The following is a 21,035-nucleotide window of genomic DNA, read 5'->3' as shown; positions in this document are numbered from 1 at the left end:
CGGCGGTGGGCCGGTCCCGGCGGCGCGAACCGCGGGGACCGGCCCTCTCGGCGCCGGTCACCGCCACAGGTCCCGGCTCGTGCACACGCGTGCGCCCATGTTCCGCTCCATCATCCGCAGCGCGGCCCGGGCGAGGTCCTCGTGGATGTGGGCCACGGCATCCCGGGGGACGATCACCTCGAAGTGACGGATGTGGGCGTCGAGGGCCGAGTAGAGCACGCACTGCTCGGTCACCTGCCCGGTCAGTACCAGCCGGTCGATGTTCTGCTGGCGCAGGAGGTATTCCAGGGGGGTCTCGAAGAAGACGGAGTGGCGGGCCTTGACGACGAAGAGGGAGTCCCGGTCCGGCCGCAACGGCTTCACCAGGTCGTTGTGCGGGCCGTGCAAGGCGTGGTCGAGCAGCTCACCGTGATGGGAGCGCCACTCACCGAAGTTGTCGTTCACATAGATCACCGGTGCGGAGAGGTCCCGCGCGCGTCGCAGGAGGTCCGCCACGACCGGTACGACCGTCCGGGCCGAGGGAATCAGCAGGTCGGCGTCCTTGTGGTCGTACGTGTTGATCATGTCGATGACCAGCAGAGCGGTGTTCTTCACCCTCGCCGAGTTCCCTGTTTGCGGGGGGCGCATCGGCCTGCGGCGCGTCGTCGGGGTGCCATCGGCGACGCGCCGGGCAAGCTTCTACGAGCCGCCGCCGAGCTCGGCGACCAGATCACCGGCGGTCACACGGACCAGACTCTCCGAGGCGTCCCCGGCTCCGGGGAAGAGCCGGTAGTACGTGCCCGAAGCCCGTGCGGGGCCGATGGAGCCATGGACCGTCGCCAGGAACACCCGAGTACCGGAGGCGAGTTCGGCCGCCGCCGTGCCGGGGTCCGGGTGCGGCAGCCGCTCCTCGGCCTCCGCCAGGGAGGAGACCCGGGCGGCGAACGCGGCCGCGTCCTCGTTCGGCCGGCGCCGGAAGCGCAGCAGCGCGGGCTCCGGTTCCCGGCACACCACGGCCACCTCGGGGGAGCGCGCCGCCGCCCGCCACGCCGCGAGGTCCCAGAGGGTGGTCCGGCTGCCGGAACCGAACTGCTCCCCCAAGTCCCGGGCCACGGTGGAGAGTTGGGAGCCTCCGTGCGAGCCGATGCTCTGGAAGCCGGGCCTGGACGTCAGATGGGTGTCCGTCCACAGCATGCGGCGCCGGCCCAGGTCCACGACCATCGGCAGGCACACGCGCGACTCGCCCGCCAGGTCGAAGCGCTGGCGGACCGTGCGCGGGTCGTACGACGCGTCGCGCGGGCCCTGCGCGGGCAGCGCCATGAAACCCGCGAAGGCGTCCCGCAGCTCCTCGAACGGCACGTTGTTGAAGCTGAAGACGAGCGGGACGGCGTACACATCGCCCCGTTCCGCCAGCCGCTCCAGGTCCAGGTCCACGTACTCGGTGGCGCCCTGCGGGGCCGGGGCGGAGGTGAGGTCGCCGGAGTGGACCGCGGCCCGCGTGCCGTGCACGAGGTTCGTGTAGTCGCACAGGCCGGTGAACCCCCACTCGGCGTCGAAGAACGCGACCGACAGGTCCAGGTCGGTGCGGACGCCCTCCGGTTCGGTCCAGTGCAGGAACAGCCGCAGCACCGCGCCCTCGGGCAGGGTCTGCGTGCTGCCCCGAGGTACCGCCACCAGCGCCTTCGCGGTGGACCGCTCGGTGAACGGCACGGTCAGGTCGGCCAGGCCCGCGTCGAGCACCGACAGCTCGTACGGCTCCCCGGCGGCGAACCGGCGCAGCAGCTCGGCCTCCAGCAGCGTGACCGCCGCGGTGACCAGTGCGGCGGGCAGCGCGGGCCGCCGCTCCGGAACGGACAGGGCGCGGGTGACGTCGCCGCGCGGGAAGAACACCCGGCGGCGGCCGGTACGGTCCTCGGCGCGGACCCGCAGGGCCCCGAGCGCCGACAGCAGCGGCCCCGGGCCCACTTTCGGCAGGCCGCGCAGCAGGGCCTTCTCCAGTTCCGGCACGAGGGTGTCGCGGGGGTGCAGGCGCAGCAACAGGTCCAGGCGGCGCACCAGTTCGCCGGGGCGTTCCCCGGCGAGGGCAGCGGCCCGGCCCGCGTCGCCCTCGGCCAACGCCTGTTCCAGCCGCCCGGCCCAGGTGGCTGGGCGGAGCCGGACGCCGTCCACGGAGGAACCGTCCATGCGGGCACTGTCCCCGGGGAAACCGTCCGTACGGGCATTGCCCATGCGGGAACTGTCCACGCGGACGGCGTCCGGGTGTGCGGCGGCCGTCTCCAGCAGGGCGGCGCCGAAGGCCGTGCCGGGATCCACCCGGGTTCCGCGCAGCACGGCGAAGGCGAGGGCGGCACGCGGATGCCGGGCGTGCCGTTCGAAGGGGTGCAGCACCTCCGCGGCCCGCTTCCACGCGGTGGGGTGCCGTAGGACGTCCTCCACGAGGTACGGCGTCGGCAACGCGTCGAGTACCGCGAGGAGTTCGCGGCGCAGCGGGCGCGGCAGGCCGGTGAAGGGCGACAGTGTGACCAGCCCGGCGTCGCCGTCGGAGAGCGCGGCGAGCAGCCGCAACACGTCGGTGGCGGTGGTGAGTCGCTCGGTCAGCAGCTTCCGTACGGGCAGGCCGTCCGGTGCCTCGCGGATCAGCGCGCCCAGCACCGTCGCCTTGGTCTCCCGGACCGGGATCTCCTGCGGCAGCAGGCCCCGGCCGGCCGGGGTGAGCGGCAGCAGGGTGAGCAGGTCGCCGCGGTCCTGCGGGGAGAGCGGAGTGCGACGGGCCAGCAGGGAGTCCACCGCGGTGGTGGCGTCGGCTTTCATGTCGGTGCCGAAACGCAGCAGCCGCAGCGGGCCGGGCAGCGGTGCCTTGGCGGCGCCGACGGCACGCACCGGCCGCAGGAAGGGGTCGTCCGCGTCGATCCGGCGGTGGCAGACCGGGCAGCCCGCGTAGTCGGACCCGTCCCAGCACAGCCGGCACACCAGGTGCGCGCAGGGCGAGACGGGGAACACCGTGCGCGCCTCGCCGCACAGCACGCAGGGGTGGTCCGGCTGCTGGAGCAGGAAGGCGAAGACCCGGTCCACGTACAGCGCCTCGGTGTCCCGGGGCACGGTGCGCGGGAAGCGGCGCAAGAGCGGGATGTGGACGCGGTCGCTGCCGAGCAGGTCGTCGACCAGACCGACCACTCGGGCGTGCGCGACCGCCAGCTCCTCAGCGGTCAACGAGCCGAGCGCGGTGTGCAGTTCGGCGCAGAGGACGTGACCGCGGCCGAGCAGTTCGGCTTCGAGCCGACGCAGTGCCGGTCCTGTTCCGCCGCCGGACGAGGACGGTCCGTCCACGTAGACGGTCTGGATACGGCGCAGCAGCACGGACTCGGCAGCGAGCAACAGGGGGTTCCTCCACGGTGACTTGGGACAGAAGAACGGGGGCGGAGAGTGGGCGCGCCGGGTCTTTTCGAAGAAGGTGAGAAGGATGCGCGCCGGGGAGCCGCCCCCGTTGCCCTGATCCCATCACAACGCCGCGCGGGGACCAAACGAATTATCGGGCGGATGCCAGGAGTTCGCGGCCGGATGCCAGAAGGGTGCCTGCCGCCGGGGAGCCACAAGGGCGCGCGCCGCCAGGGCACTTCACCCCTTCGCCGGCCGTCGTCGCCGGGTGGCCGTCAGGAGTCCTGCGGTGCCTTGATGATGGTGCCGTGCTTGTCGAGGGTGTGCGTCTGCCAGTAGATGTCCCACTTGTCGTCCACGTGCTTCGGCGTCTTGTCCTCGGGGTAACGGAAGGTGCCCTTCGGGACCTTGTGGCCGTCGGGGACGCACTGGCCGCCGGTGGCGCCGATGTTCTGCACGGGGTACTCGCCGTTCGAGCAGATCGCGTCGGCGGTCGAGCAGCCGGTGAGCAGCACGGCGAGGGTGGCGGTGGAGCAGGCGGTCAGTGCCGCGGCGGTTCGGGTGGTCCGTCGGCGGGTGCGGTGCGTGGTCATGTGTTTCCCCTCGGACGGGATCGGCGGCCTTCGACGGACCAAGCCTGGCGGAGGGCGGGGGTCGCGCGGATCGGTACGCGTACTCATTCGCGGAGGCCGGGAACGTGAGTACCTGCGCGCAGAGGCGTCGTTCTCCTCTCTCGTCGAACCGCCAACGGGCCGCTGTGGCCGGTCAGTCCGGGGTGGGCCGTACCGGGGTGTCGCAGATTGGGCAGCCGGTGGCCGGGCTGTCGGCGGCAAGGGTGTCCGTCGCCGGAAGCTCGCACCGCGGGCAGGTCGAGGGGGCGAGCTGTCCGGTGGTGGCGGGCCGGGCGCGGTCGCGCGGGCAGCGGTTGGGGCACCCGGTCCAGCCGTGGCCGAGGCCGCTGAGCTGAACCCGGAAGAGGGCTCCGCACAGGCAGCAGCGGACGCTCCACGCCGCCGTGGGGCTTCGGAACGGCTCCACGGCCTCCAGCTTGAAGCACGCCAGTTCGGCCTCGGCCTCGCGGGCCAGCAGCTTGCGGGCCGGGGTGACGGCGGGCTCCAGACGGTCCGGCGCCCGGTGCACCTTCTTCCACGCGCGGATCCAGTCACCCCAGGTCCGCTCGGGCACCGCGCAGGCGTGCAGCACGGCCATCAGCTGCGACTGGCTGGTGGGGAAGGCCTGGCGCGTGAGTATGCGCTGGGCCGTCGACCTCGACAACTGCACCAGCTCGGGCCGTTCCTCGACCCTGCGCTCCATGGCGCGGTAGCTCAGCCCGGCGCGGTCCCGCAGGTCCGCGAGCGCGTGGCTCATGTCCGCCCGGTCGGCGATCAGGTCCGGCCGGGGCGCCTTCCCCGGACGGCCCGAGGTCGCGCGCCGCCGGTCCCTGCGCCCCTCGGCGCGCCTCGCCTTCAGCCAGAGGGCACGCGCCTCGCCGTCGGCCAGCCCGCAGGCCGCCTCGTAGGCCAGCACGACCCTGAGTGTCGGCAGTACGGCCCCGCCGGATGCCCGTTGCAGCGTCGTGGCGCTGTACTTGGTACGGTACGCCAACGCCTTGTTGGTGAGGCCGGCGCGGGCCTTGCACCACCTGAGGTAGCAGGCGAGTCCGCCAAGGGCGCTGGTCGGACGCAGGACCGGGTTCTCGGTGCGGCCCACGATCGGCTACCGGGGCAGGGTGTCCGACTGCGCGCGGGCGAGCTGACGCAGCGCCCGGGCCGCGGCGCCGGAGCCGAGACGCGTGACGGAGACCGACAGGAGCCCGGCAGCGCCGAGTAACGCCATGACCTCCCTGACCGGCATGCCGTCCGCCGACAGGACGGCCGCCACGATGATGATCACCACGACGACGGCGGCGTCCGCTCCGCTGAGGCTCCGGCTGGAAGAGGTGTCGGGTACGACGCAGAGCGCCATGGTGTCGTTCACGTGCATGTGCGGTTCCCTACGGGTGCGGATCTCACGGCGGACGCCGTGGGTCTGGCTCCAACAATTGGTCATAGGCCACGGGCAGTTGACGCTACGTCGTGACGCGACAGCATGGTGCCACCGCACGAGCCCCCGGACATGCCATTGATGCCTACTCGTCTCATCTGTCGATTTGAAGCAGATGCGCTTTTCAGGTCACACCGTCTTCGGGACAGTGGGTGTTCAATTCCGGCGGCCCTGTGGCCTGGCCGTTCTTCACGCCCGTCCGGGGGGTCGCCTCACCGCGCCCTGGGCAAGAGGTGGTTTCCTGCGTTCCGTCCCAGTTCTTTTTGCTGGCGACGGCGCGGACTGCGACGATCCCTGCGCAATCCCGTACGCGACTGGCTCCAACACCAACCGCACGGATTCGGTGGTCCCTGTTGACGCACGGACGACCCAAACGGCCGGCTTCGGCGACGCCGGGGCCGGCCGTACGTGTCCGAGAGGGGAGCCGTCGGCATTCGACGGCGACCGGCCCGCCGCCGATGTCTTCGTACCGCCTGCTCAGCCTTCCCGGCCGCGTTCCTCGCCGTCCCCGCGCCGACGGAGCACTCGCTCGGTGAAGCCGCTCGAGAGCTTGCCGGTCACCGATCTGGCCCGGTCGAAGGTCTCGATCCCGAGGCGCCTGGCGGCATCGACACCCTCGGCTCCCGTCTCCAGGACCTTGTCCCTCGTCTCCGCGGCCGCGTCCACCCATCGTCGCGCGTCCGACGACCGGCGATCGCGCTCGATCCCGAGCCGCTCGCGGAAGTCGACGACGGCGGTCGCGACATGGTTGCTGGAGTGCACCACAGCCGGGGACGCGGTCGGATGCAGCAGCACCTTCGTGTTGGCCGTGCCGACAGCCGTGTCCATGCGGGCCATCAGCCGCTCGGTGCTCCGTGAGATGAGCTCCATCCGGTTCTGCCGGGCGGCCCGAAGCGCGAGGCGATGCCGGTCCACCTCATCCGGAGACGCGTCCAGCACGCGGTCGAGTTCGAGCACGCCGATCGCGTTGTGCAGTTGGAGGCAGCGAGCCAGGACTGCGAGCCACTCCCGAACGCCGACCTCGGCGTCCTTGGCGGCCCTGGCGAGATCGCCGATCCTGGTCTTGTTCTCCATCTTCTCGGCCAGCGCGTCGAGTTGACGCAACGCGTAGGCCTGGGTGCGCGCGATCGCCATCGAGGTGGTCTGCACCTTCGACCAGGTGACCTCGGAGACGCGACCCACCTGCTCGCGGATGGTCATGGCCTCCTCGATGACGAAGCCCGCTCCGATCATGTCCGCCAGCACCGTGTCCTTCTGGGCACGCAGCACGTCGTCGACCTTCTTGTCGATGGCGGCAAGGTAGTCGGTGATCTCGTCCATGGTCTGCTGCATGGCAAGCTGCGCCATGAGCCCCGCGGCACCTGCCAGAAGCGCCGGGTTGGTCAACAGCGATCCGGGCGTTCGCACCAGTTCGAGAAGGCCCTTGATCTTGCCGTTCTCCGTCAGTACAGCGCGACTGGCGTCCGCATGTGAGCCCTTCATCAGCCGGTGCTTCTTCAGAGCCTGCGCGGACTGCTCGGTCAACTTCACCCAGCGCCCCGATTCGGCCGCGATCCCGGAACCCGCCTGCGTGGCTCCGGCCATGGCACCAAGAGCTGATCCGAGCCTTGGCAGTCCGAGGTCCTTCGACGGCAGTCCTTCGGAGACGAGGAAGCGTTCGACCGCCGCCGGACTGCCGATGACCGCCAAGCCCTCGCCGTCGCTCATCAGCTGAATGTCGTCATCCATCGTCGGCTCCTGATAAGGCTCTTCACAGGTGAGGGCATGGGCAGTGTGCGGCGCCGGCCGGCTGGGGACGGCGTCCTCCGACGACGGACGGTCTCACACCGCCTGTCCGGAAGATCTCGACGTGCCCGACGCTACCTTCGCCTGCCCTGACCTGACTACGGTGCACAACGCCCCTGGCGCCGGCGGAGTTGCGTGAGAAGACTCCATCTTGAAATTGATGGCGACCGTGCCCCTGGGCCGCGACCGGGCATAAAAGGTGCGGTCAGTACGTGCGCGTGAGGGCGCGCAGGATTTTGCCCAGTGGTGGGCTCGCGGAGCCGTGGGGTATGCCGGTGCCCCGGGCGAGCATGGCTTTCGCGGTGAGGAGTTCGATCTCCACCAGGGCGCCGGCGAGGCGTCGGCCGCCGGGTGAGGCCAGGGTGTGGAGGGGCTCGGCGGCCGACAACGACCGGTGGGCGCTTGCGACTTGGTCGGCTATCAGGGCCGACAGGGGTGAACCGCCGACGCCGGTTCGCAGGTCGTCCGGAGTGACCCCGAAGCGCTCCATCGCCTCGACCGGGATGCCGGTGCGTCCCTCCTCGATGTCCTCGGCGAGGTCGTTGACGAAGTCGAGGCGCTGGCTGCCCTCGATGAAGGTCCGGCAGGCCGCGCGGTACGGAAGGTCGTCGGCTTCCGGTGCGAGCAGTCCGGCGACGAGCATGAAGGCGGGGTACGAGTAGGCGTCCACGTACGCCTGGTAGTCCGCCTCGGTGGCGAAGCCCGTGCAGTGCGGTTCGGCGGTGGCGGTCGCCAGGTAGGTGTCCACGAGGCCGCCCAGTCGCGGGTGCGCGGCGACGGTGTGGGCGAGGGTGCGGAGGAGGGGGCTGTCGCTCGTGCCCGTCCGCAGGGCGTCGCGCACCTGGCGTTCCCAGTCCGCCCACGCCGCCTCGCGCTGCGGGAGGGGGCCGGTGTCCAGGAGGTTGTCGCCGTGGTGCATCACGGCGGTCGCGGCCATCACGTGGGGCAGCAGGGGGCGGGCAGCAGCGGCCTGGCCGCGAGGTACGCGGTGCGGCGGAAGCGTCGTACCGCACGCCGTTGACGGTCGTGGTCCGCGCGCAACCCCGGCTCCCGGACACCGGCGGCGTCCAGGCTCTTCGTCCACCCTCGCATGGGCCGATCGTAGGGTGCGGGCGGACCGTTCTCGAACAGCCGTATGTCCGCCGCAGCGGTGCGCCCGGACTCGTGGGCCGGGCGCACCGCTGTCTCAGCGCCGGACCGGGGCCGGGCCGGTCTCGGTCGGGTGCGGGGCCGGGGCGTCGGCGGCCTTGCGCGGGGACGGGATGAAGGAGGCGACCGCGGCGGAGACGAGGGCGACGCCGCAGCCGATCAGCAGGCCGGTGCGGAAGCCGTCCTCCGAGGCGATGGTGTAGCCGCCCAGGTCGATCGTCATATGGGCCAGTACGACGCCGATCACGGCCGAGCCGATCGTGGTGCCCAGCGACCGCATCAGCGTGTTGAAGCCGTTGGCCGCCGCGGTCTCGGAGAGCGGGACCGAACTCATGATGAGCGCGGGCATGGAGCCGTAGGCGAGGGCGACACCGCTGTTGATGACGATGCCGGAGAGCATGATGCCCCAGGCCGTGCCCATGAGGGGCAGCGCGAGCGCGTAGCCGGCGGCCATCACCACGGCGCCGCAGGTGAGCGCGAGCTTCGGGCCGCGCGCGTTGATCAGCTTTCCGCCGAGCGGCGAGATGACCATCATCATGATGCCGCCGGGGGCGATCCACAGGCCTGCCGCCAGCATCGACTGGCCCAGACCGAATCCGGTGGCCTTCGGGAACTGGAGCAACTGCGGTGCGATCAGCATGAAGGAGTACATGCCGACGCCGATGAGGACCGACGCGGCGTTGGTGATCAGCACCCGCGGCCGGGCCGTGGTGCGCAGATCGATCAGCGGGTCACGGGTGCGCAGCTCCCAGAACCCCCAGGCCGGCAGGGCGACGACGGCGACGGCGAACAGTACGAGCGTGCTGCCCGAGGCCCAGCCCCAGTCCGCGCCCTTGGAGATCGCCAGCAGCAGCGCGACCAGCCCGATCGCCAGCCCGAGCGCGCCGAGCGCGTCGAAGCGCTGGCCCTTGGCGCCGGCCGGGACGTCCGGTACGACGACGAAGATCAGCACGCCGACGATCACGGCGAGGGCGGCCGACCCCCAGAACAGCAGCTGCCAGTCGGCGTACTGCGCGACCGCGGCGGCCAGCGGCAGGCCGATCGCGCCGCCGATGCCCATCGACGCGCTGACCAGGGCGATGGAGCCGCTGAGCTTCTCGGCGGGCAGGACGTCCCGCAGCAGCGCGATGCCCAGCGGGATCATGCCCATGCCCATGCCCTGAAGGCCGCGTCCGACGATCATCGGCACGACGGACGCGGACAGCGCGCACACCACCGAGCCGATCACCAGCGGCACCACGCAGATCAGCATCATCCGCCGCTTGCCCACGAGATCGCCGAGCCGCCCGGACACCGGCACGCAGACCCCGCCGACGAGCAGGGTGACCGTGACCACCCAGGCGGCGTTCGACGACGAGGTGTGCAGGATCCGGGGCAGTTCGGCGATGAGCGGGGTCACCAGGGTCTGCATGATCGCGGCGACGGTTCCGGCGAGCGCCAGGGTGGCGACGACACCGCCCGTTCTGCGGCTCGGCTGCGGGGCATCCAGCTGCGGGGCATCCATGGGTGACTCCTCGATTCGTCCGGTCGTACGGTCATCCGGTGGTCCGGGGCCGGTGGGGCGGGCGGGATGTGCATGATGCACATCGGTCGGCATGCGGCGTCGGTGTGTATCGCGCACATCGTATGCAGTATTCATATCGCATGTGCCATGCATGTCGCCCGCTCGCCTGGAGACCTTCCCCGCCGGGCCCTGAGATACGGTCGACTTCTGAAGGAGGCACGTACATGGGGAAGCCGTCGCACCTGGTCGAGTTCGAGCACATGGTGCTCGGGCGGCATCAGCTGAGCAGTACCACCCGCCGGCACCAGGAGGGCCGGATGGAGCGGAGCGCGTACATCATGCTGAGCCGGATCGAAGTGCAGGGGCCGATGACGATCGGGCAGCTCAGCGACGCCTTCCAGCTCGACGTGTCCACCGTCAACCGGCAGACCGCGCACGCCATGCGGGCCGGGCTCCTGGAACGGATCCCCGACCCCGAGGGGGGCATGGCCCGCAAGTTCCGGCTGACCGGGGAGGGCGAGCGCAAGCTGTGCGAGGAACGCGCGCTGCACGTCCAGGATCTGGACCGGGTCTTCGAGGACTGGTCGGCCGACGACGTGCAGAACTTCGCCCGCTACCTCCAGCGGTTCAACACGAGCGTGGAACGGATCACCGGCCAGCCGTGGCCGCGGTCGTGAGCCCGGTCGCGGCGTCCCGGCCCCGCCGAAGCGGGACCACCGAGCGGCGGCCGGGTCCGTGTCGAAGGCGCGCATCCGGCGCAGCGGGAAGCGCAGCAGGACCAGCGGGGTCGCCGACGGGGCGGCCGTCAGGAACCACAACGCCCCCCGTACACCCGCCACTTGGCCGAGCCCGCCCGCGAGCAGACCGCTGAGCGGGAGGACGCCCCAGACCGGGAAACGCATCGTGGCGGTCATCCGGCCCAGCAGATGCGGCCGTCGGCCGAACCCTAGTGGCCCGCCGCAGCGGCCCTCCGGTCGTTGCGCAGTTCCGTCGCCAGTTGGGTGACCGCCGTGTACAGCGGGTTCGCCGGGTCGACGCCCCAGCGGTGCAGATAGACGAGGAGCTGGGTGACGACGGTGTCGTACTCCACCAGGGTGGAGCTGTTCGGAGCGCTCAGCTTCTCGATCTGCATCAGGCGTTGGTAGGTCGCGTCATCGAGCTTGCCCTTGAAGAGCATCGCGTAGCGGCCGACGCCCTTGGCCGGGTCCGTGGCGTACGTCAGCTTGGACCTGAAGAGGTTCTTCTGATCCTCGGTGAGCGTCCCGTCGCTGTCCAGGAGCGCTTGCAGGGTGTCGACCCGGCCCTTGCGCTGCGTGGCCAGCGCCGTGATCTCGGCGTCGGCGAGGTTCTGCCGCAACAGCAGCAGGATCTGCGTGTTGCCGAAGCTCTCGCCGGCGTCCACGTGCGTGAGTTCGTGGGCGAGCGAGCCCAGCCGCTCGGTCGCGCCGTCCCCCTGCACCATCATGTGCTTGAGGGTGTACTTCTCGGCGACACCCGGTTCGGACAGCTTCGTGCCCGGCATGCCGGTCGTGAAGTTGACGATGCCGCGGTTGGCCAGCAGGTCGCCGAGGGTGTCCCGGGTGACCTGCGGGGCGTTGGGGTCCGTCCGGATCTGGTCCAGCAACTGGAGATCGTCCCCGACGAGGGTGCTCTTCTCCGCGTCCGTCAGCGCGTTGACGGCTTGGAGCAGCGGGTTATGGAGATGGACGCTGGCCATGGACACTTCGCTGTTGATGTCCAGGTGCGCGGTCCGGACGCGCTGCAGGACCGCCTCCTGCGCGGTGAGGAGCGCGCGTGCCTTCGGCAGAGGGGCCGCCAGCCCGACGGCGTTCGCGAGCTGCCGGAAGATCGCGGCCTCGGGCTGGCAGTCGTCGAGCAGGTCCTGCACCACCTGCGCGTGCCGTCCCGATTTCGAGTGCGCGAGGTAGTTCTGGGCGGCCTGGACGAGGTTGTCCAGCTGATCGGCGCGGCCCGCGAAGTTGTCGGGCCGTGCCGTGGGCCCATGGCAGGTGGTGAGGGCCTGCTCGACCGCGACGATGGATCCGCCGCGCTTCTGCAAGGGGCCGACAGTGGTGCTCCCTTGGAACTCGGCGACCGACATCAGCCGGGCGACGGCCAGCCCCGCGCCGGCGTGCGCCTCCGCGACCGGCGCCCGGCCCGAACCGTCCGCCACCGCTCCGGCCGCCCCGCCGTCCACCGCTCCGGCCGCCGCCCCGTCGGCCGTCACCCGCCGCGCGACCCGCTCCGCCTCCCGCTCGAACCGGTCCGACGGATCGCTGACGGCGAGCCCGCCCCCGGTGTCCGTCCCGGCGACCGGACCGCGCCGCTGCTGCACGACATGCGTCAGCTCATGGGCGAGCACGGTGCGGCCCGCCTCGGACGAGGGGTCGTAGCGGTCCTTGCGGAAGACGATGTGCGCGCCGGAGGTGTACGCCTCGGCGGACACGGAGGCCGCGGACTCGTGCGCAGCCCGGTCGGTGTGCACCCGTACATCGGAGAAGTCCGCGCCCAGCCGGGCCTCCATGTCGCCGCGCACCGAGTCGTCCAGGGGCCGGCCGGGGGAGCGCAGCACCCCGCGCACCGCGGCCGACTGCTGTTCGGCCGCCTCGGACCGCTCCGCCCCGGCGCGCTCCAGCATCTCGCCGACCGCCGCGTTGCCGATCAGCCGTTGCAGCGAGGCCATCGCGTCCGGCGATGGCGCGCCCGCCTGCCCGGGCCGCTGGGCGTCCGCCGCTCGCGCCGTGGTGGACCGGGGGCGCGAGCCCTTTGGCGTGGGATCCTCGTGTCGCTTCCGGTGCTCGTGCACAACTCTCCTCACCACGCCGAGTCCTGCCCCACCCTTCGGGTGTACGACACGCATGCCCCGCCCGGACAGGGCGGGCCGGGCAACATACGGGCAGAGCCGCTGCCCGAGCGGTCACCGGTGACGCCGAGGGGGAAGCCGCTCCAGGGCGGGGACGGTCAGGTGGTGCGCAGCGGCACCGGCAGATGGTCCCCGAGGTGGACGTGGGACAGCCGTCAGCGGCCGCCGGACCAGTCGAGCGCCGGTGATCCCGCAGTGGTAGAGCCTGAGGCGGAAGGCGTCGGACTCCGCGACCGCCCGGACGACCGTGCCGATCGCGACGACCTCGGCACATGGTCACCAGGGAGCGGCCCGAGGAGTTCCTCCAGAAGGCCCGCGCCTTCCTCGCGGAGGCGGCACGGTGACCGGACTCCTCACCCCCGCGCACTCACGCAGGCGTAACTGGCTTCCGTCACCGCCGAGTTGGACGCCGTGCCCGTACCCTTCCGGTTCGCCCTGTCGGCCGCGCGGCTGCCCACGGCGACGTTCGGACCGCGGAGCTGGTGCTCGGCGCCGAACTCCTGCTGCTCCCCGACATGGGCCACGACCGCCCCCGGGAGCTGTGGCCCACGCTCACCGACGCCCTGGTCGTCCACACCGGCTGAGCGCGCACGGGCACGGCCACGGTGGCAGCCCTCACCGTCCGGCTACGGACGTGATCGCCCGGACACGTTCCGGTCCGCCGCGTCGACCACCCGGAACCGTTCGGCCACGATCAGCGCGTCGTCGTCCACGACGGGTGTGTGGCCGAGCAGTTCGGTCACCTGCGCACCGCGGAAGAAGTCGCGGTGGGCGGCGGCCCACTCCCGCGCGTTCGCGTAGCCGCGGCCCTCGTCCAGCGCGAACCGGTCGTCCACCTCGCCGAACGGGATCACCCGGGCCTCGGTCAGTTCGATCACGACGGCCGTACGGTCGTCCGAGTCGAGCACCGCGTACCGCTGGCCGGCCTCGGGGAGGGGCTGCCCCATCCGCTCCAGGATCTCGACCAGCGCCGTCATGGCCGTCTTGCGGCCGCTGATGATGGCCTCGACCCCGCTGTCGCGCTCCGGCCCGGGAAAGGCGAGGGCGAGCTTGGGGAGATCGTCAGCACTCATGCGGCCGAGCGTACTCGACGGAATATCCGAACTCGCCCGTATACCAGCGCAGTTGCACCGGAAGGCGGAAGGCGGAAGGCGGAAGGCGGAAGGCGGAAGGCGGAAGGCGGAAGGCGGAAGGCGGAACGCGGAACGCCGGTCCGTCCGACCCGCGGCGGGGGGTCGGACGGACCGGCGTGGATGCGCTCACCCGGTCCGGATCGGTCCCGGACTACTTGGTGAAGGCGCCGGTCCCGTTCGGGGTGCCGAGACCCGTCGGGCCGTCGTACCCCTTGCCCGCCTGGCACAGGTAGGCGACGTCGCAGGACCCGTTCGAACCGCTGGTCACGTCGTTCAGCTGGTCCGGGTGGGAGTACGGGTACGACGCCGGAGTGTCGCCCGAGCCCGGGGCGCCCGCGAGGGCGTAGACGCCGGCGATGAACGGCGCGGCGGCGCTGGTGCCGCCGTACACGTTCCAGCCGCTGGCCTGGTAGGTGTCGTAGACGGCGAGACCGGTGGCCGGGTCGGCCACGGACGCGACGTCGGCGACCGCGCGCTTGGCGCAGTCGGTGTCCTTCTGCCAGGACGGCTTGGCCTCGTACTGCGAGCAGCCGGAGCCCGCGCCGTCGCCGCCGGCCGAGGTGCCCCAGACGGTCTCGGAGTAGCCGCGGCTGCTGCTGTCCTTCTTCAGCGAGGTGCCGCCGACCGCCGTCACGTACTGCGAGGCCGCCGGGTACTCGACGCCGTAGCCGCTGTCACCGGAGCTGACGGTGATGGCGACGCCGGGGTGCTTGAAGTACTGGTCGTCCGCGGTGGTGTCGTCGGACCCCTCGCTGCCGCCGTAGCTGTTGGACACGAACTTGGCGCCCTGCTTCACGGCCTGGTTCACGGCCGCGCCCAGGTCGTCCATGTTCGCCGACTTGGCCTCGACCAGCAGGATGTTGCACTGCGGGCACGCCGCGCTGACCATGTCGACGTCGAGGGAGATCTCCCCGGCCCAACCCGCGTCCGGTGTCGGGTAGTTGGAGCCGCCGTCCTGGTCGATCTTCTTGAAGCAGCCGTTGTCCGTGCTGCACTCGGGGAGGTTGTACTGGGAGCGGTAGGCCGCCAGGTCCTTCTCGGCGTTCGGGTCGTCGTTGGCGTCGACGATCGCGACCGTCTGACCCTTGCCGCCGTCCTTCGGGAGGTTGTAGGCGGCGGCCAGGTCGGACGGTCCGAAACCCTGCGGGGTGTCGTTGCGGCCGAGGGACTTGTGCTGGGCGATGTCGGTGCGCTCGACCGACTGGCAGGCCATGTAACCGGGCTTGCTCGGCTGCGAACACAGCCGGTGCGTGTGCACCGAGGTGGCCGCGGAGGTGGTCGCCGCGTGCGAGGCGGCAGGGGTGGTGGCGAAGGCCGACGTCTGCGTGGCGACGGCCACGCCGCCGGTGATCAGAGCCGCCGCGGACAGCAGGGCGGGGGCGCTGCGGCGTATGCCGGTCCTTCTGCGGTGGGAATGCAAAAAACTGCCCTCCGTGGGGGGATGGTCGACTCCGGGCGACGGCCGATAGGCGTGTCAAAGGCATGACAACCCACCGTTGGGGGTGGCCGGCCGGAGTCTGGTTCTGGGCATGTGAATGGATGTGCCACCCCGGTCGGTGGTGGCTGGGGTTGAGGTTATTGACTGTTTGCCGTTGAGAACAAGGGCAGTTGGTAAAACCTTGGCCCGGGCTTCCGGACCGGCCGATATCTTCTGCGGCCATGGAGCTGGACGACGCCACCGTCAACCGTCTGACGTCCCTCGGGCTCGCCCGCTACGAGGCCCGGATCCATCTGTCGCTCATCCGGCGCGGCTCCTGCACGGCCGCCGAGGTGGCCCGCGAGGCCGATGTGCCGCGCCGGCGCGTGTACGACATCCTGGACGCCCTGGTGCGGCGGCAGTTGGCCGCCGCACGCCCCGGACGTGTGACGACGTACTCCGCCGTGTCCCCCGAACTCGCCCTCGCCCGGCTGATGTCGGCCCAGCGGGAGACCGTCGACCGGCTGGGACGGGCCTCGCGGGAACTGGCCGGTCTGCCGGGCCCGCTGCGGACCCAGGGCCGGGAGCACACGGCCCCCCCGGACTGCATCGAGGTGCTGCGCGACCCGAAGGCGATCGGTGAACGTTTTGCCGGTATTCGGTTTCAGGCCCGTCACGAACTCCTCACCTTTTGCAAACCCCCTTTGTCGCGCCGCCCGAGAACACGGCGGGCATCACCGCAGTGCGCCGCCTCCGTCGGAGCGGCGCACGGTCCGCGCGATCTACCTCTCCGACACCCTGGCCGACCCCGGGACGGCCGACCATGTCCGCCGGTTCGCGGCGGCGGGGGAGGAGGTGCGGTTCGCCCCCGCCCTCCCCCTCAAGCTGGTCATCGCCGATGCCGCACTCGTCCTGTGCGACCTGCCGGACCCGGTGGCGGGGGCGGGCACCACGACGACCCTGTTCATCGAACATCCCGCCCTGGCGGCGTGCCTGCGGCTGGCGTTCCACACGGTGTGGGCGACGGCACGGCCGGGACCGGAGTCGTGAACTCCCGCCCAGGGGTGGGGAGATGAATGGTGCGGGGGAGTGGAGGTATGTGAAGAAGCGGTGTGGTGGCGCGCGAAAGCGGTGGCGGGACCACCGGCTGGTGATCCCGCCACCGCTCGCCCTGCCCGAGCTGCCCGAGCTGCCCGAACTGCCTGGTCAGGGGCGCAGGATCAGCCGGATCGGGTCGCCGGTCTTCTTCTCAAGGCGTTCGACCGCCTCGGCCGCCCGCGCCAGCGGGAGTTCGCCACTGATCGAGGCGGAGAAGTCCAGCCGGCCGCCCCGGATCAGGGACAGCAACTGCGGCAGCGCGACCGGCATGTCGGAGCCGTAGTGGCCGAGGATCTGCTGCTGGAGGTAGCTGAAACGGGTGCCGTCGGCGACGGTCAGCGGCTGGTCGGTGAGGCCCACGAGAACCAGTCGGCCCTTGGGCGCGAGCACCGACAGCGCCTGCGCGCGGACGGCCGGGACCCCGGCGAAGTCGAACGCGGCGGCGAGACCGGCCCCACCGGTCGCCTCGCGGATCCGCTCGCGCAGCGCCGGGTCGGCCGAGTCGAGCGCCAGGTCCGCGCCCTGGGCGAGGGCGCGCTCGCGGGCGGTGGGATTGGGGTCGATCGCGACGACGGGGCACGCGCCGACGGCCCGCAGCAGCTGCACGGCGTGGACGCCGAGCCCGCCGACGCCCCAGACGCCGACCGCCTCGGCGGGCCGCACGGCACCCGTGACGGTGATCGCACCCCAGGGGGTGGAGACCGCGTCCGGGATGATCGCGCCCTGGTCGAAGGGGATGGCCTCGGGCAGCTCGGTGAGGGCGTGCTCGGAGGAGAGCGCGTACTCGGCCCAGCCGCCGTCGTAGTCCACGCCCCGGGTGTACGTGACGCCCTCGCGGATCTCACCGGCGTACAGCACGACCCGCTGACCCGGGGTCCAGCGGGTGACGCCGGGGCCGGTCTCGGCGATGGTGCCGGACACCTCGTGGCCCAGGGTGACCGTGTCGCCGCGCAGCAGCAGCGGGGTGAGGGTGCCGTCGATCAGATGGACGTCCGACAGGCAGACGCCCGCGGCCTCCACCTTCACCAGGACCTGGCCGGGACCGGGTTCGGGCTTCGCCACTTCCTCGATCCGCAGGGTGCGGCTGGGGATGTGCAGCCGGGCGGCGAGCATCTGCTCCATGAATGGCCTCCTTGGCACGGCGGCGACCCCTGGGACCGCGAGCCCCTTAACGCAAGTCGCCTTGCGATGAAACCTACGCCCGCCCTCGGGGTAAAGCAAGTGGCCCTGCGTTATGGTCGGACCATGCCGTCGCCCGACCAGCCCTCGTCCGACCGGAACGCCCCGCCCCTGCGCCGCCGAGGGGCCCGGATGCGCTCCGCCGTGCTCGCCGCGACCGTGGACGTCCTGACCGAACACGGGCTCGCGGGCACCACCGTCGGTGCCGTCGCCCGCGCCGCCGGCGTCCATGAGACCTCCGTCTACCGGCGCTGGGGGACCCGCGAGAACCTGATCCTGGAAGCGCTGACCGAACAGCTCGACGCGGCGATGCCGGTGCCGGACACCGGACACGTCCACGACGACCTCGCCGCCTACTTCGGCGCGCTCGCCCGGCTGCTCGCGACGGCGCAGGGCCAGGCGCTGCTGCGGCTGAGCGTCGAACGCGACGACACCCTGCCGGACCGGCGCCTCCCCTACTGGACCGAGCGCCTCGAACGTGGCGCGGTCATGGTCCGCCGGGGTGTCGAGCGCGGCGAACTCGCCCCGGACACGGACCCCGGCCTCGTCATCGAGGCCGTCAGCGGCGCCCTCTTCACCCGCGCCCTGATCAGCGGCGCTCCCCTCGACGGCCGCCTCGCCACCCGCCTCGTCACCCTGACCCTCACGGGCACCCTCCCCCACACCCCGACCCCGCCCGCGTGACCGAACCGGCGGCCGGCTGACCGGGGAGTTCCCCCCGGCGGTGTTCATCGTCGCCGCCGACCCGCGCCTCGCGGCGGCCGGTCGTACGACGACGCCCGCCCTCCCCGAGAAGCCGCGCACGGAACAGGTGCGTGCCTGGGGCGAATGCGCGGAGCCGTCCCAGGGTCCGGAATGCCGGGACGCCGTACGGCGGTTGGCGCAGGCGCAGGCGCAGGCGCAGGCGCAGGCAAGCGAAGGGCGAGCCGGGCCGGGATCTGTGGGCCGTCCCGGCCGTGCCCAAAGAGCCCGGCGTTCCTGTCCGGCTGAACGGTCCGTGCCCTGCGTGCTCGACGGTCCTGAACGCGCGCGGACGTGAGGAACCTGTGCCGGATCCCTTGACGGCGGGCGTCCGCGCCGATTAACTCACGTCCTAAATTAAGACGTGAGGGTCTTCGGAGGGGAACGGCCGGACCGGCCGGTCCCGGAGCGCGATCCCGAAGGTTCTCGACGCCAGGAAGGGACACCTGGAGACATGCGCAGCATCCGAGCCGCGGCCGTCGGCGCCGTCACCCTCTCTCTCGCCCTCACGGCGACGGCCTGTGGAGGCGGTTCGTCCACGGGGGGCGGGTCCAACGACGCGCCGAAGACGCTGACCTACTGGGCCTCCAACCAGGGCGCCAGCATCGCCGTCGACAAGCAGGTCCTCCAGCCCGAACTCGACAAGTTCCAGAAGCAGACGGGCATCAAGGTGAAACTGGAGGTCGTGCCCTGGCCCGACCTGCTCAACCGGATCCTGACCGCGACCACCTCCGGCCAGGGCCCCGACGTGCTGAACATCGGCAACTCCTGGAGCGCCTCCCTCCAGGCGAGCGGCGCGCTGCTGCCCTGGGACGCCAAGAACTTCGACAAGATCGGCGGCAAGAGCCGGTTCGTGCCGTCCGCGCTCGCCTCCACCGGCGTCCAGGGCAAGGACCCGGCCGCCGTACCGCTGTACGCGCTGGCGTACGCGCTCTACTACAACAAGAAGATCTTCGCCGACGCCGGGATCTCCCAACCGCCCGCCACCTGGGACGAGTTGACAGCCGACGGCAAGAAGATCAAGGCCAAGGGCATCTCCCCGCTGGGCGCCGAGGGCTCCAACGTCTCGGAGAACATCCACCACATCTTCGTCTTCGCCAAGCAGCGCGGCGCCGACTTCTTCACCGCCGACGGCAAGCCGGACTTCACCGATCCCAAGGTGGTCGACGCGGTCACGAGTTACGTCGATCTGATGGCGAAGGACAAGGTCATCCCGACCGGGGACGCCGAGTACGCGCAGAACCAGTCCGTCAGCGACTTCGCCAAGGGCCACCAGGCCATGCTGCTGTGGCAGTCGGCCTCCGCCAACCTCGCCTCCCAGGGGATGAAGGACAGCCAGTACGGCGTCGCGCCCGTGCCGGTGCGCTCCGGTACCCCCGGCCCTGGCACCCAGATCAACTCGATGGCCGCCGGCATCAACATCGCGGTCTTCCGCAACACCCACAACCTCGACGGGGCGACGAGGTTCGTGAAGTTCATGACCTCCGACGACGAGCAGAAGATCCTCAACAAGGCCTACAGCTCCATCCCGGCGGTCACCTCGGCGCAGAACGACCCCGCGTTCAGCACCCCCGCCAACACGGTGCTGAAGAACACCCTCGCCACCAGCGCCGCCGCCCTGCCGCAGGTGCCCACCGAATCGCAGTTCGAGACGACGGTCGGCACCGCCGTCAAGGACCTGTTCGCCGACGCCGCCGCCGGGCGCGCGGTGACCACCGCCTCGGTCAGGGCCGCGCTCCAGAAGGCCCAGCAGCAGATGCCGGCGGCGTAACGGCCATGACCACCCACACCCTTGAGGAGTCGGTGGCGAAGTCCCCTCCCGGGACGGCGGCGTCCTCGGCCCGCCGCCGGCCCGGGAGGATCCGCCGCGCCTGGCTGCCGTACCTGCTGCTCCTGCCCGCTCTCGTCCTCGAACTCCTCGTCCATCTGGTGCCGATGGTCATCGGCATCGTGATGAGCTTCAAGGAACTCACCCAGTTCTACATCCGCGACTGGGGCACCGCCCCCTGGTCAGGGCTCGGCAACTACCGCCTGTCGGTGGACTTCCACGCCCCCGTCGGCGAGGCCCTGCTGCACTCCTTCCTCGTCACCGTCGCCTTCACCCTGCTGTCCGTCGCCCTGTGCTGGCTGATCGGCACGGTCGCCGCCCTCTTCCTCCAGGACACCTTCCGCGGCCGGGGCCTGCTGCGCGCCCTGTTCCTGGTGCCGTACGCGCTGCCCGTCTACGCGGCCGTCATCACCTGGGTGTTCATGTTCCAGCACGACAACGGCCTGGTGAACCACGTCCTGCACGACCAGCTGCACATCGGCGCCCAGCCCGCCTTCTGGCTCATCGGCGACAACAGCTTCTACGCCCTGCTGACCGTGTCGGTGTGGAAGGGCTGGCCGTTCGCCTTCCTCGTGGTGACGGCCGGACTCCAGAACATCCCGGGGGAGTTGTACGAGGCGGCCGCGCTGGACGGCGCCGGCATATGGCAGCGGATCCGCCGCATCACGCTGCCGTCGCTGCGCCCGGTCAACCAGGTCCTGGTCCTGGTGCTGTTCCTGTGGACGTTCAACGACTTCAACACGCCCTACGTGCTGTTCGGCAAGTCCGCGCCCGAGGCCGCCGACCTCGTCTCCGTGCACATCTACCAAGCCTCCTTCGTCACCTGGAACTTCGGCACCGGCTCCGCCATGTCCGTCCTGCTGCTGCTCTTCCTGCTCGTGGTGACGGGCGGCTATCTGCTGGCGACCTCGCGGGAGCGGAGGACCTCCGATGTCTGACTC

Annotated in this window: 18 protein-coding genes and 2 pseudogenes; 7 read left to right on the top strand and 13 right to left on the bottom strand. The window is 71.3% G+C overall.

Translation table 11 applies throughout. The features are described from left to right. Positions 1-57: 57 nt before the first annotated feature. The 9 genes from QHG49_RS06540 to QHG49_RS06500 form a co-directional block, all read right to left on the bottom strand. Positions 58-594, bottom strand: coding sequence for a cysteine hydrolase family protein (locus QHG49_RS06540; protein WP_301487749.1), 537 nt, complete (start codon positions 592-594; stop codon positions 58-60). An 84-nt stretch (positions 595-678) separates the two neighbouring features. Beyond that, a complete protein-coding gene (locus QHG49_RS06535) occupies positions 679-3,354 on the bottom strand; it encodes an MXAN_6230/SCO0854 family RING domain-containing protein (protein WP_301487747.1) in 2,676 nt (891 codons plus the stop codon). Positions 3,355-3,629: 275 nt separating this feature from the next. Next, positions 3,630-3,947: an SCO0607 family lipoprotein gene (locus tag QHG49_RS06530; protein ID WP_145489841.1), complete on the bottom strand. Its 318-nt coding sequence runs from the start codon at positions 3,945-3,947 to the stop codon at positions 3,630-3,632. Positions 3,948-4,119: 172 nt separating this feature from the next. Further along, positions 4,120-5,064, bottom strand: a complete 945-nt coding sequence (locus QHG49_RS06525) for a helix-turn-helix transcriptional regulator (RefSeq protein ID WP_301487745.1) — start codon at positions 5,062-5,064, stop codon at positions 4,120-4,122. Positions 5,065-5,070: 6 nt separating this feature from the next. Continuing rightward, complete coding sequence (locus QHG49_RS06520) at positions 5,071-5,337, bottom strand: hypothetical protein (protein WP_145489846.1); 267 nt, start codon at positions 5,335-5,337, stop codon at positions 5,071-5,073. 537 nt (positions 5,338-5,874) lie between these two features. Next, on the bottom strand, positions 5,875-7,125 hold the full coding sequence (locus QHG49_RS06515) for a hypothetical protein (protein ID WP_301487743.1): 1,251 nt from the start codon (positions 7,123-7,125) through the stop codon (positions 5,875-5,877). Positions 7,126-7,387: 262 nt separating this feature from the next. Further along, the gene (locus tag QHG49_RS06510) at positions 7,388-8,119 is read right to left on the bottom strand and encodes a squalene/phytoene synthase family protein (protein ID WP_301487742.1); all 732 of its coding nucleotides are present in this window, start codon (positions 8,117-8,119) and stop codon (positions 7,388-7,390) included. Continuing rightward, positions 8,119-8,274 (bottom strand): hypothetical protein, encoded by a 156-nt coding sequence (locus QHG49_RS06505; protein ID WP_301487740.1) that lies wholly within the window; start codon positions 8,272-8,274, stop codon positions 8,119-8,121. The genes QHG49_RS06510 and QHG49_RS06505 overlap by 1 nt, the downstream gene beginning before the upstream one ends. A gap of 94 nt (positions 8,275-8,368) precedes the next feature. Continuing rightward, a complete protein-coding gene (locus QHG49_RS06500; RefSeq protein WP_301492719.1) occupies positions 8,369-9,820 on the bottom strand; it encodes an MFS transporter in 1,452 nt (483 codons plus the stop codon). 239 nt (positions 9,821-10,059) lie between these two features. Here QHG49_RS06500 and QHG49_RS06495 point away from each other — a divergent pair, with 239 nt between their 5' ends. Next, positions 10,060-10,512, top strand: coding sequence for a MarR family winged helix-turn-helix transcriptional regulator (locus tag QHG49_RS06495; protein WP_301487738.1), 453 nt, complete (start codon positions 10,060-10,062; stop codon positions 10,510-10,512). A gap of 269 nt (positions 10,513-10,781) precedes the next feature. On the opposite strand, the gene QHG49_RS06490 is transcribed toward QHG49_RS06495, so the two are convergent. Further along, the gene (locus tag QHG49_RS06490; RefSeq protein WP_301487736.1) at positions 10,782-12,518 is read right to left on the bottom strand and encodes a DUF4157 domain-containing protein; all 1,737 of its coding nucleotides are present in this window, start codon (positions 12,516-12,518) and stop codon (positions 10,782-10,784) included. A gap of 638 nt (positions 12,519-13,156) precedes the next feature. Between QHG49_RS06490 and QHG49_RS06485 the strand changes: the two are divergent. Further along, positions 13,157-13,282 (top strand): annotated as a pseudogene (locus tag QHG49_RS06485) (alpha/beta hydrolase); the annotation flags it as partial. Positions 13,283-13,324: 42 nt separating this feature from the next. On the opposite strand, the gene QHG49_RS06480 reads toward QHG49_RS06485, so the two are convergent. Together QHG49_RS06480 and QHG49_RS06475 are read right to left on the bottom strand one after the other, a co-directional pair. Beyond that, positions 13,325-13,771: an ASCH domain-containing protein gene (locus QHG49_RS06480; RefSeq protein WP_145489861.1), complete on the bottom strand. Its 447-nt coding sequence runs from the start codon at positions 13,769-13,771 to the stop codon at positions 13,325-13,327. A gap of 211 nt (positions 13,772-13,982) precedes the next feature. Next, the gene (locus tag QHG49_RS06475; RefSeq protein WP_186337947.1) at positions 13,983-15,251 is read right to left on the bottom strand and encodes a S8 family serine peptidase; all 1,269 of its coding nucleotides are present in this window, start codon (positions 15,249-15,251) and stop codon (positions 13,983-13,985) included. 239 nt (positions 15,252-15,490) lie between these two features. Between QHG49_RS06475 and QHG49_RS06470 the strand changes: the two are divergent. Beyond that, a pseudogene (locus QHG49_RS06470) lies at positions 15,491-15,664 on the top strand (helix-turn-helix domain-containing protein); the annotation flags it as partial. 439 nt (positions 15,665-16,103) lie between these two features. Continuing rightward, positions 16,104-16,298: a hypothetical protein gene (locus tag QHG49_RS06465; protein ID WP_244320358.1), complete on the top strand. Its 195-nt coding sequence runs from the start codon at positions 16,104-16,106 to the stop codon at positions 16,296-16,298. A gap of 156 nt (positions 16,299-16,454) precedes the next feature. On the opposite strand, the gene QHG49_RS06460 is transcribed toward QHG49_RS06465, so the two are convergent. Then, a complete protein-coding gene (locus tag QHG49_RS06460) occupies positions 16,455-17,468 on the bottom strand; it encodes a zinc-binding dehydrogenase (protein WP_301487734.1) in 1,014 nt (337 codons plus the stop codon). Between the two features lie 123 nt (positions 17,469-17,591). Between QHG49_RS06460 and QHG49_RS06455 the strand changes: the two genes are divergently transcribed. From QHG49_RS06455 to QHG49_RS06445, 3 genes are all read left to right on the top strand, one after another. Then, the gene (locus QHG49_RS06455; RefSeq protein ID WP_301487732.1) at positions 17,592-18,209 is read left to right on the top strand and encodes a TetR/AcrR family transcriptional regulator; all 618 of its coding nucleotides are present in this window, start codon (positions 17,592-17,594) and stop codon (positions 18,207-18,209) included. A gap of 511 nt (positions 18,210-18,720) precedes the next feature. Beyond that, a complete protein-coding gene (locus QHG49_RS06450) occupies positions 18,721-20,037 on the top strand; it encodes an ABC transporter substrate-binding protein (protein WP_159706446.1) in 1,317 nt (438 codons plus the stop codon). A 5-nt stretch (positions 20,038-20,042) separates the two neighbouring features. After that, on the top strand, positions 20,043-21,032 hold the full coding sequence (locus QHG49_RS06445; RefSeq protein WP_301487729.1) for a carbohydrate ABC transporter permease: 990 nt from the start codon (positions 20,043-20,045) through the stop codon (positions 21,030-21,032). Positions 21,033-21,035: the final 3 nt, after the last annotated feature.

The organism is Streptomyces sp. WP-1, from assembly GCF_030450125.1.
GTDB classification, from domain to species: domain Bacteria; phylum Actinomycetota; class Actinomycetes; order Streptomycetales; family Streptomycetaceae; genus Streptomyces; species Streptomyces incarnatus.
This window is presented reverse-complemented; position numbering and strand designations above follow the sequence as displayed.